Genomic DNA, 11238 nt, shown 5'->3' with positions numbered 1-11238 from the left:
CCGCTCCGACGCACGGAGCGCCTGCCCCAGCTTGATGTCACGTCGGTCATCCTCCGCACCCCCGGGACTCGAACACGACGTGCGTGACGGCATCACGGCGATCCAACGCCCAGAGGATCCGTTCCATGCAGATCCGCCTCGTCCGTTCCGGGCGGCTCCCTGCCGCAGGGCACACGACGCCCCCATGCAGCGCAGGCCTAGCGCTCATCGTCGCGACCGTATCGTCCTTCAAGGAGCCGATGTCGTCGTACCGATGCAGTTGGAAGCGCCCCGAGGCTTCATCGCCCCCAGCGATGTCACGCAGATCGTCGAGCTGCGCCGCCTCGGAACCGAGCGGCAGTGTAGCCGCCATCAGGTAGGGACCATCGCTTCCCGTACCCGGCGGCTCCGACTTGTCGGTGAACGCGAACTGCACCGGCCCAGGCCCTTCGCGCCGACGAACGCTCCGATCGCGCATACGGAAGAGCGACTATCAGTGGGTCGGTCCCGCCCCACGCGTGAAGACCGTGCGAAGGCGGTAGCGTTCGCCCACGTAGCGGATGGTCGACAGTGAGACCACGCGGCCGTCGGAGCCGTGCGCGACCTGACGCATCACGAGCAGGGGGCTGCCCTGCGCCACATGGAGCGCCTCGGCCGCCTGCGCATCGGCCTCGCGGGCCTCGACGGTACTGTCGGCGCGCTCGGGTCCGGAGCCGGACTCATCGAGCAGGTCGTACAGCGAGTCGACAGCGAAGTCGGTCTTCGAAACGTCGGGCAGCAGCGCCGCAGGCACGACCGAGGCGTCGAGCGCGATCGGCACACCGTCGAGAAGACGGATGCGGTCGAGGCGGAAGATCGGAGTGCCCGGTGCGACGCCGATGGCCTCGGCCTCGTCGAGGCTCGCGTGGCCGGTCTCGGCGCGCAGCACGACCGACGTGGCCTCCAGGCCCATCCGGCGTGCGGTCTCGCTGAACGACTCCAGGCTGTTCGGCCACTCCTTGGCGACAGGCGCCGAGGCGACGTACCACCCGCGCCCGTGCGAGGAACTCAGCACTCCTTCTTCGACGAGCTGCAGCAGAGCCTTGCGCAGCGTCACCCGGCTGATGCCGAGCTGCGTGCACAGCTCTCGCTCCGGAGGGAGCCGCATGCCCTCGGCGAGGCGACCGGATGAGATCTCGACCTTGATGAGATTGACGGCCTGGATCCACAGGGGCTCCGGATAGTCCGCACGAATCGGCGATTCACTGATGCTCGTCATTCCTGCCCCCTCGGAAGTGGTTTTCCACTCTGAACCGTACACGGCGCGAGAGCACCATACCAGTAACGACCATTCTAAGTCCGAAGCGTTACCTTCCGGGTCAAGACGCGCTCGTACCCCACTCGGGATCGAGCGCGGGGACCGGATCGAACGTGCTCTCCACCCGCACCGGAACGTCCGCATCGATCGACTCCTCGATCGCGATCATCGCATCGAGCACGTGGTAGGCCAGGGCGCCGCTCGCCCGCGGCTCGCGGTCGGCACGGATCGCCTCGGCCATCTCCACGACCCCGATGCCGCGTTCCCGCTCGACGCCCGGAGGGACGAGCTCCGTCTGCTCCGGTTGCGGCCGACCGGCCGGAACCAGGAGGTTGGGCCCGTCGAACCCGCTCACGGGAACCGTGAGCGTTCCCCCGGAGCCCGTGACCTCGAACAGCTGCCGGCGCACCGGCGAATCGAAGCTGTAGATCGAGGTGCCGACGACCCCGGAGCGGAACCGCGTGAGCACGCTCACGTGCGTCCACACCTCGACGGGGATACGGGCGCCCGCTCGTTCTCCGTAAGGCACGGTGCGCACATCGAACGCCCGATGCCCGAGCGCCTGCACCGTCTCGATCGGCCCGAACAGTAGCGCGAGCGTGGTCAGGTAGTACGGACCGATGTCGAACAGCGGCCCCGCTCCCCGGGCGAACAAGAAGTCGGGCCGCGGATGCCATGTATCGGGCCCCGGCCCCTGCATGAGGGTGAGCACGGTTTGCGGCGTGCCGATGCGGCCATCTGCGATCAGTCGCTGAGAATGCTGGATGCCGCGCCCGAGCACCGTGTCGGGAGCATTGCCCACGCGCAGTCCGGCCGCCACTGCCGCATCGAGCACCGCACGCGCCGACGCCCGGTCGAGCGTGAGTGGCTTCTCGCCCCACACGTGTTTCCCCGCCGTGAGCGCCTGCAGCGCGACCTGCGCGTGCACCGCGGGGACGGTCAGATTCACGATGAGCTCGAGTGCGGGGAGGGCCAAGAGTTCTTCGGTACTGCCCGCGAACGGCACACCGAATCGGGCGGCCTGTGCGGCCGCACGCTCGTGGTCGAGGTCTGAGATGCCGATGACCTCGACGCTCGACGCGGCCTGCAGCGTCGCGAGGTACTCGTCGGAGATGTTGCCGGCGCCGATGATACCGACGCGCACCGGGGCGCCGCTCACGAGAGCGCCTCCGCGAAGAACTGCGTATTGCGCTCGATGGCCGGCCAGGAGTCGCCGTCCACGACGACCTCCACGACGACGAGCGCACCGATGTCGCGGGCGAGCGCGGTGACCTCCGGCATCCGGCCGACGACCGGCACGCCGAGAGTGGGCGGATCATCCGCTTCCGGCTTCTCGTCGTTCACGTGCACCGCGGTGATGCGGGAGGACAACCTCGGCAGCAGCTCGAACACGTCGGCACCTCCGACGCTCGCCCAGTAGGTGTCGAGCTGGAGCACGACCCGCTCGTCGAGCAGGTCGACGAGCACCTCCCAGGCGGACGTGCCGTCGATGCGCGCAGAGAACTCGAACTCGTGGTTGTGATAGCCCACACGCATGCCCGCGTCGGCTGCTCTCCCGGTCGCCGCATTGAGCCGCTCCGCGAGGGAGGCCACACCCGCGCGGTCCTGGAAGAGCGCGGGCTCCGCCCACGGCACGATGAGCGTCTCGACGCCGACCGTGCGCGCAGCCGACATCGCATCGTCGAGCGGGGCGTCGAGGAGCTTGACGTGCGCGGTCGGCGCGACGAGTCCGGCGGAGGTCAGCTCGTGGGCGAGCTGCGCGGGGTCACTGAGGATGTCGTACGGCTCCACCCGCGCAAGTCCGAGCCCCGCGAGGCGTTCGAGGGTCTGCGCGCGATGCTCACCGAGTTCAGCGCGCAGGCTGTAGAGCTGGATCGAGAGCGCGTCGGTGGCGCGCTGGTGCGTGTCTGTCATGTCATCCGTTCCGAATCAGGCGATCGAAGGCGTCGGAGAGATCGTCGTCGAACACGCGGCGCGACGCGTCCTCCTCGTGCCACGCGACGATGCGGCGAGCGCCTTCGGAGAAAGTCACAGTCGGGTGGAATCCGGGCACCAGTCGGCGCAGCTTCGCGGTGTCGAACAGGATCGAGTGGCGGAAGTCCTCCTGCAGCGCCTCACCCCAACCGGGGATCTCGCGCCCGATCGACTCGCTCGAGCGGTGGACGAGCAGGGGCTCCCGCACGCCCGCCGCCTGCGCGAGAGTGGTGTGGATCTGGTCCCACGTGAGGATGTCGCCGCTGACGAGGTTCACGCTCTCCCCCACGGCGTGTGCGTTCCCGAGCAGCGGCACGAGTGCACGGGCGACATCGCTGGAGTGGGTCAGCGTCCACAGCGAGGTGCCGTCACCGTGAACGACCGAAGCCTCGCCCCGACGCATCCGCTCGATCGCGGTCCACGTGACGGGGAAGACCATCGTCGTCTCGTCGTAGGTGTGCATCGGGCGCACGATCGTCAGCGGCAGCCCGCGTTCGCGGTACGCCTCCTCGAGCACGAGCTCGGCCGCCAGCTTCTGCCGCGCGTAGCCGAAGACCGGATGCCGGCGCGGACTGGACTCGGTGATCGGCAGCTGCGGCACGGGGCGCCCGAACACCGAGCACGTGCTGACGAACACGTACTGTCTTGTCCGTCCGGCGAAGCGCGCGATGTCGGACTCGACGTCCTGCGGGGTGAAGCCCACCCAGTTCACGACCGCGTCGTATTCCTCGGCACCGAGCGCGGCGTCGAGCGATGCCGCGTCACGCACGTCGGCGCGGATCGCCCGCACGTCGGACGGCAGGGCGCGGCGGTGTTCTCCCCGCGTCACGACCGTGAGGTCGATGCCCCGCTGCACGGCCTCACGCGCGACCGCCGAGCCGATCATGCCGGCGCCGCCGAGGAAGAGCACCCGCAGCGCGCTCACCGTGATCCCTCCGTCACGCCGTGTGCCGTCAGGTAGCGGTACGACTCGTCGAGAGCATCGAAGGGATCGACGTCGAGCCGTTCCAGCTCGACGATGTGCCACTCGAGGGTCGACGGCTCGCGCAGCGCGCCCAGCACGTCGACCGTTCCCTGACCGATGGGCACCAGTGTGTCTTGCCCGTAGGTGAGAGCTGGGCCGTCCTTCACGTGCACGTACCGCAGGCGCGGTCCGATGGAACGAACGACGTCCGCCGGCGTGGCGCCGCCCACCGCAGCCCAGTACAGGTCGAGTTCGACTCGCGCCTGTGGGTGCAGCCGCGCCAGCAGCAGCTCGTAGGCGGTCCGGCCGTCGATCACGTTCCGGAACTCCGCGTGGTGGTTGTGGTACGCGACGGTCATGCCGTAGTCGGCGGCCGCTTCGACGCCCCCGTTCACGCGCTCGAGCCCGCGCTCGATCGCGTCGAGGTCGTCGAACTCCTCGGCCTCCATGCTCCAGGCGAGGTTCGGGGCGCCCAGCTCCGCATATTCGTCGAGGATGCGGGCGGCGTCGGGGCCGTGCGGGAAGGGGGCGTGCGAGCTGACCACGCGCAGCCCGGTGCGCTGCAGCATCCGATTCACGTCGGTCGCGGCGCGACCGTGCAGACCATAGGTCTCCACCCCGGTGTAGCCGAGGGCGGCGATTCGCTCCAGCACGCCCTCGAAGTCGTCGTCGAGCAGGGCGTCGACGGTGTAGAGCATGACCGCAGCGCCGGGCAGGCTCATGCGCGGCCCGCCCAACGGATGGCCTGCGCGAGGATCCTACGAAACGACGGCTCGCCCCAGGCGCGCATGTCATGGCCGAGGGCGAGGTAGACCACGCGCCCTTCACCGACCTCGCGTACGTAGAGCACCGGGATGCGCACGCCGTCCTCGCGCGTGCGCTCGGCGAGCACAGTGTGGTCGTCGTCGGCGAACGCGAACTCGTAATACTCGTCGAACAGCTCGAAGTCGTCGACCCCGTCGGTGACCGGATGCGCGGCGACGACGTCGATGCGATGACGACCCTCGTGATACCCGGGTCCGTGCGAGAGGTAGTGGTTGCCGAGCAGGTCACGGTAGGCGCGATCAGCCCCTTCCGGGTCACCCATCACGTTCGACATGTGCAGCGCCACCACGCCCTTGCCTGCGGCGACAGCCGCGGCGAGCGCCGCCTGCTGGTCACCACCGAATGCCGCGCCCGAGTCATAGAGCACGTACACGTCGGCATCCGCCGTCTCGGGCCGAGGGTTCACGAACCGCTGCATGCCGACGGCTGGCGATGTCACGAACCCGGCGGCCGAGCCGATGCGCGTGAGCACGTCGGCGGCTCCGAGCAGGTCGTGGTGAGTGTCGTCGCCGCCGACGACGACGAGGGCGCGGGTGGACATGGGTCGGGTCTCCTCCGGAGGGTGATGCGGGGGCGGTGCGGGGTTGGCGGGGGCGCCTCCGTGGAGACGCCCCCTGATGTGTGCGGACGGCCTGCGCGCACGCCGTCCGTCGTCGTCACTTCGGCTGCAGCTCCAGCGCGACGACCGGGTTGACGAAGGCGCCCCAGTACGGGTCCGCCTCCTGCGGCCAGCCCGTGGCCTTCTTCTCGCTCCACCCGGCGTACGCCTGGTAGTAGGAGAGGACGACCCACGGCGTCTCCTCGATGAACTGCTCCTGCAGACCGGTGACGGCGGCGGTGCGCTGCTCGTCGTCGGTCGCGGCGAAGTAGTCCGTGAAGTACTGCGCGATCTCGGGGTCTTCGGTCCGCTGAATGTTCTGGTACGTCGGGATGGCCTCGCCGATCGGCAGCGAGTAGGCGGGGTTCATCCACGAGTCGTACAGGTTCACTGCGAGCAGCTGAGTCGCGATGGGGTACCCGATCGTCGCCTGGAACTCACCCTTGCTGGTGATGCCGTTGATCGCCTCGACCGCGACGCCGTTGACGTCGACCTTGAATCCGGCCTCCTTGAGGTTGGACTGGATGATCTGCGCCGCCGCGACCTGCTCGGTGAACGCCTGCGGGATCGTGATCTCGAAAGCGAGCTGCTCGCCACCTCGCTCGTAGTAGCCGTCGGAGCCCATCGTGAAGCCGAGGCCCTCGAGGATCTTCTTGGCGCCGTCGACGTCGTACTCGTACACCTCGTCTTCGAGACCGGGGGCGATGGAGTCCTCGAACACCGGGAGCGGCAGGCCGCCCTTCCACGTCGCCGCCGGACGGTTGGCGACGTCGGCCACCTGCTGGCGGTCGATCGCCAGGCTCGCGGCCTCGCGGATCTCTTTCTCGTTGAACGGGAAGTTCTGGTTGTTCGTGATGAGGCCGTCTGCGCCCACGACCGACCACAGGATGTGGAAGTCGTCGCTCTTGGAGAGGAATGTCTCCTCGACGTTGGCCATGTAGCAGCTGCACCAGTCGACGTCGCCCTGCACCATGGCCTGCGAGACCGCGGTGTTGTCCTTGTAGGGGACGAAACGCAGACCGTCGATCGCGGGCTTGCCCTTCTGCCAGTAGTCCGGGTTCTTCACGAGCGTGTAGCTCTCGGGCGTGAACGTGCCGAGCATGAACGCGCCCGTGCCGACCGGCTTCTCGTCGGCGTAGCCCGCGACGTCGTCGATCTCACCGTAGACGTGCTCCGGCACGATGCTGAGGTAGATGATCTTGTCGAAGAAGTTCGCCGACGACTTCTCGAACGTGAGCACGACCGAGTGCTCGTCGGGAGCGGTGATCGTGTCGAACTGGATGCCGGTGAGATTCAGCTCCGGGTGCTCCTTGATGAGCTCGTAGCTGTAGACGACGTCTTCGCTGGTGAAGTCCTCGCCATCGGTCCAGGTGACGCCGTCGCGCAGTTGCAGGCTGAGCTCGGTGCCCTGATCGTTCCACTCCCACTCGGTGGCCAGCCACGGCTTGAAGTCGCCAGCTTTGGTGGTGTTCACCTGCACGAGGGGCTCGTAGATCATGCCCTCGGAGCCGAGCTGGTAGGCGGTGGTGGGCAGGTACGGGTTGAACACCTGCTGCACGGCGGCCGAGGAGCGGCCGACCGTCAGGATGGTCTCCCCTCCCTCACCTCCACCTCCGCTAGGGGCGCAAGCGGCGAGGCCGGTGATCAGTGCTGCGACGGCCAGCGTGGCGATGGCCGCTCGTTTCGACGTGCGCGTGGGCATGCCGACTTCCTTTCGTTGAGACTGCGAGTCATAGGACTGCGAAGACACTGCGGGGTCATGCGGAACTGCGGTGGCGCGGCTAGGCGACGCCCGTGCCCTCCTTCCCTGCGATGCGGCTGTCGGTGAGCAGGCGGGCGACGCTCTCGTCGCCCTCCCACTCGCGCGCCCAGTGGACGCCGCCGACGCCGCTCTCTCCGGTCGGATCCGCATCGCCCACCGGCACTTCGGGGTGGCGGAGGCGTCGGTCGACATCGACCTCGAACGGATCGGAGCGCGGATCGGGGGCCGCGCGCACCAGGAGCTGCGTGTAGGGGTGGATGGGGGCCGCGATCACCTCGTCGCTCGGGCCGCGCTCGACCACACGGCCGTTGCGCATCACCACGATCTGGCTCGAGAAGTGCCGCGCGGTCGCGAGGTCGTGCGTGATGTAGAGCACCGCGAGGTTGCGGTCGAGCTTGAGACGGTCGAGCAGTTCGAGGATCTCCATGCGGATCGACACGTCGAGCATCGACACAGGCTCATCGGCGATCAGAACCTCGGGGCGTGGTGCGAGCGCCCGGGCGATCGCGACGCGCTGGCGCTGGCCTCCGGAGAGCTCGTGCGGAAACTTGTCGAGGTACTCCGCCGACAGGTTGACCGAGTCGAGCAGACGCTCCAGCTCCGCCTGCTCCTCCTTCGGCCCGCGCACGATGCGGTGCACCCGGAGCGGTCGACGCAAGTGGTGCCGCACCGTACGCAGCGGGTTGAGCGACGCGAAAGGGTCCTGGAACACCATCTGCACCCGCGAACGATAGGCGCGCACGCCCTGCTGCCCCTGCGGGACCACGTCGTCGTCGAGCCGCAGCTCGCCGCCGGTGGGGTCGGTGATGCGCAGGATCATCTTCGCCATGGTCGACTTGCCGCTGCCGGACTCTCCGACCAGGGCGACGGTCTCGCCCGGCCGCACCGTGAGTGAGACGCCGTCGACCGCGCGCAGCGTGTCGCCGCGTCGACCGAGGTGGTAGTCCTTGGTGAGGTTGACCGCGTGCAGGGTGGTCATCGTGCTCCCACTTCCTCGGAGGCGTGCTCGCCGTCCTCCGCGATGTAGCGGCCGCCGCCCGCGATCGGCGCGTTGCCGCGCAGACTCGGGAAGGACTTCAGCAAGTGGCGGGTGTAGTCGTTCTCTGCATGCTCGAGCAGCGCGGCGGGGGTGTTCTCCTCCACCAGGCGTCCCTTGCGCATGACGCCGACGCGGTCGCTGATCTCGAGCAGGAGCCCGAGGTCGTGCGTGATGAACAGCACCGCGAAGCCGAAGTCGTGCCGCAGGCGCGCGATCTCCTCGATGATGCTGCGCTGCACGATCACGTCGAGAGCGGTGGTGGGCTCATCCATGATGATCACGCGCGGCTTGAGCGACAGCGCCATGGCGATCATGACGCGCTGACGCATGCCGCCGCTGAGCTGGTGCGGGTAGCTGGCGAGGCGGATCGGGTCGATGCCGACTGTGCGCAGCAGCTCGCCCGCGCGGCGACGACGTTCCTCTTTGCTCAGGCGCAGATCGTGATCGATGAACACGTCCTCGATCTGGTCGCCGATCGAGATCACCGGGTTCAGGGCGTTCATGGCCGACTGCAGCACCATCGCGATCTCCGACCAGCGAAACGCCTTCAAGTCGCGATCGTCGAGGGCGAGCACGTCGAGGTGCTCCCCGTCGCGCCCCGTGTAGACGATCTCGCCGTTCGTGATCACAGCGGGCGGACGCAGGAGCCGTGTCACGGCGTACGCGAGCGTGGTCTTGCCTGACCCCGACTCGCCCGCAAGACCGACGATCTCGCCGCGGTGGAGCGTGAGGCTGACGTCGTCGACCGCGCGGAAGGCACCATCGTGCGTCTGGTACTCGACCGTGAGGTTCGAGATCTGCAGCACGGTCTCGCCCGCGACGAAGTCGCCGGTGTCGTCGAGGTCGCGGCGCGGACGACGCAGGTTCAGCAGTGGCTGGCGCGGACGCTTGAACTGCGTCTTGGTGCCGGCCTTGGTGCCCAGCCCCGCGGCGCGCAGTCGAGGGTTGACGAACTCGTCGATGCCGAAGTTGACCAGGGCCAGTGCAGTGCCGACCACGGCGATCGCGAGCCCCGGCGGGACGAACCACCACCAGGCGCCGTAAAGCAGCGCCGAGCTGTTCTGCGCCCAGTAGAGGATGCCTCCCCACGACCACTCGGTCACGTCGGTCATGCCGAGGAACGCGAGTCCGGCCTGGGTGAGGATGCCGCCGGTCACGGTCGCGAGGAACGACGAGGCGACGATCGCGAGCATGTTGGGGAGGATCTCGCTCCAGATGATGCGGAAGGTGCGGTCGCCGGCGACGCGCGCTGCTTCGACGAAGTCGCGGTTGCGCAGCGACAGGGTCTGGGCCCGCAGCACCCTCGCGCCCCACGCCCATCCGGTGATCGCGATCACGATGATGATGCCGACCGATCCGGTGCTGGGCAGGTAGCCGGCGAGGATCACGACGAGCGGGAGGCCAGGGATCACGAGAAAGATGTTGGAGAGCACCGAGAGGAGCTCGTCGCCGAGCCCGCCCACGTAGCCGGCGGTGAGGCCGACGATCAGGGACAGCCCAGTCGCGAAGAACGCCGAGACCACGCCGACGAACATCGAGATCCTGGTGCCGTAGACCATCTGGGCGAACAGGTCCTGCCCGGTGTGGGTGGTGCCGAGCCAGTGCTCGGGCGAGGGCGGGAGGAGCACGTCGGTGCTCACCGCGCTGGGGTCGGTCGTGAGGAGCATGGGCCCGAAGATCGCGACCAGCACGAAGAACAGGAACACGGTTCCGCCGACGATGATCTTCGTCGAGCGCAGGCCGCGCAGCCAGTCGAGGTTGCGGCCCTTCTTCGGCGTCGGCGTCGGAGCGGCGATGGTGGCGGTGAGCGGGGTTGTCATCGGCGGGCCTCCTGTCGGGTGCGCGGGTCGAGGAGCACGTAGGCGAAGTCCGCCACGAGGTTGGCCACGAGCACGGTGATGGTGATCACGAGGAAGATGCCCTGCATGAGCGGGTAGTCCTGCTGCTGCACGGCCTGGAAGAGCGTGTAGCCGAGCCCCGGGTAGTTGAAGACGACCTCGGTGACGATCGAACCGCCGACCAGGAAGCCGAGCGACATCGCGAAGCTGGCGAGTGAGGGAAGCACGGCGTTGCGCCCCGCGTACGTGCGCATGACGCGACCGGTCTTGAGGCCCTTGGCCTGCGCGAGCAGCACGTAGTCCTCGCTGAGGGTGGTGACCATCATGTTGCGCATGCCGAGCAGCCATCCACCGATCGACGACACGATGATCGTGATCGCCGGGAGCATGCCGTAGGAGATCACGCTGCCGATGAACTCGAGGTTCCATCCGGGGATGAGTCCCGGCTGATAGCCGCCGGAGAGGGGGAACCAGTGCAGCGTCACGGCGAAGATGTAGACCATGATCAGGCCGAACCAGAAGTAGGGGATCGACGAGATGAAGGTGGTCGCCGGCACGAGGCCATCGAGCCAGGACCCGCGCCGCCAGCCGACGAGCATGCCGAGACCGACGCCGATCACGAAGCTGAGCACGGTGCAGATGCCGATGAGTGACAGCGTCCACGGCAGTCCCTGCAGGATCATGGTCGACACCTGCGCAGGGTAGGCGCTGATCGACACCCCCAAGTTGCCGGTGAAGATGTTGCCCCAGTATTCCCAGTACTGGGTCCACAGGTTGTCGTCGCCCTGACCGAACAGCTGGCGAAGCGCGTACACCGCGTCGGGGCTGAGCTGTCCCTGAAATCGGGTCAGCATGCGTTCGATCGGGTCTCCCGGCATCATCCGGGGCAGGAAGAAGTTGATCGTGATCGCCGCGAACGCGGTGATCAGATAGAACAGTCCTCGCCGCAGGAGCACTCTCAT

The 11238-nt window shown here is 68.1% G+C and carries 11 protein-coding genes; all 11 read right to left on the bottom strand.

Annotated elements, in window-relative coordinates; translation table 11 throughout:
• Positions 1 to 46 precede the first annotated feature (46 nt).
• Positions 47 to 415, bottom strand: a complete 369-nt coding sequence (locus KV397_RS00805; RefSeq protein ID WP_153243101.1) for a hypothetical protein — start codon at positions 413 to 415, stop codon at positions 47 to 49.
• A 57-nt stretch (positions 416 to 472) separates the two neighbouring features.
• Complete coding sequence (locus tag KV397_RS00800; RefSeq protein WP_153243102.1) at positions 473 to 1237, bottom strand: GntR family transcriptional regulator; 765 nt, start codon at positions 1235 to 1237, stop codon at positions 473 to 475.
• A 100-nt stretch (positions 1238 to 1337) separates the two neighbouring features.
• Entirely contained in the window at positions 1338 to 2435 is a 1098-nt protein-coding gene (locus KV397_RS00795; protein WP_153243103.1) for a Gfo/Idh/MocA family protein, read from the bottom strand.
• The gene (locus KV397_RS00790; RefSeq protein ID WP_153243104.1) at positions 2432 to 3190 is read right to left on the bottom strand and encodes a sugar phosphate isomerase/epimerase family protein; all 759 of its coding nucleotides are present in this window, start codon (positions 3188 to 3190) and stop codon (positions 2432 to 2434) included. The genes KV397_RS00795 and KV397_RS00790 overlap by 4 nt, the downstream gene beginning before the upstream one ends.
• 1 nt (position 3191) lies before the next feature.
• Positions 3192 to 4175 carry an NAD-dependent epimerase/dehydratase family protein gene (locus tag KV397_RS00785; RefSeq protein ID WP_261811924.1) on the bottom strand — a complete coding sequence of 328 codons (984 nt, stop codon included), beginning with the start codon at positions 4173 to 4175 and terminating at the stop codon, positions 3192 to 3194.
• Positions 4172 to 4936 (bottom strand): sugar phosphate isomerase/epimerase family protein, encoded by a 765-nt coding sequence (locus KV397_RS00780; protein ID WP_153243105.1) that lies wholly within the window; start codon positions 4934 to 4936, stop codon positions 4172 to 4174. The genes KV397_RS00785 and KV397_RS00780 overlap by 4 nt, the downstream gene beginning before the upstream one ends.
• Positions 4933 to 5580 carry a ThuA domain-containing protein gene (locus KV397_RS00775; protein ID WP_261811923.1) on the bottom strand — a complete coding sequence of 216 codons (648 nt, stop codon included), beginning with the start codon at positions 5578 to 5580 and terminating at the stop codon, positions 4933 to 4935. The genes KV397_RS00780 and KV397_RS00775 overlap by 4 nt, the downstream gene beginning before the upstream one ends.
• A gap of 115 nt (positions 5581 to 5695) precedes the next feature.
• Positions 5696 to 7339 (bottom strand): ABC transporter substrate-binding protein, encoded by a 1644-nt coding sequence (locus KV397_RS00770; protein WP_194239301.1) that lies wholly within the window; start codon positions 7337 to 7339, stop codon positions 5696 to 5698.
• A gap of 79 nt (positions 7340 to 7418) precedes the next feature.
• Complete coding sequence (locus tag KV397_RS00765) at positions 7419 to 8378, bottom strand: ABC transporter ATP-binding protein (RefSeq protein ID WP_153243108.1); 960 nt, start codon at positions 8376 to 8378, stop codon at positions 7419 to 7421.
• On the bottom strand, positions 8375 to 10258 hold the full coding sequence (locus tag KV397_RS00760; RefSeq protein ID WP_153243109.1) for a dipeptide/oligopeptide/nickel ABC transporter permease/ATP-binding protein: 1884 nt from the start codon (positions 10256 to 10258) through the stop codon (positions 8375 to 8377). Before KV397_RS00760 ends, KV397_RS00765 begins: the two co-directional genes overlap by 4 nt.
• Entirely contained in the window at positions 10255 to 11238 is a 984-nt protein-coding gene (locus KV397_RS00755; protein ID WP_153243110.1) for an ABC transporter permease, read from the bottom strand. Before KV397_RS00755 ends, KV397_RS00760 begins: the two co-directional genes overlap by 4 nt.

Origin of the sequence: Microbacterium aurugineum, assembly GCF_023101205.1 — a bacterium.
Lineage (GTDB): Bacteria > Actinomycetota > Actinomycetes > Actinomycetales > Microbacteriaceae > Microbacterium > Microbacterium aurugineum.
Note: the sequence above shows the minus strand (reverse complement) of the source record. Positions and strands in the feature narration are given on the sequence as shown.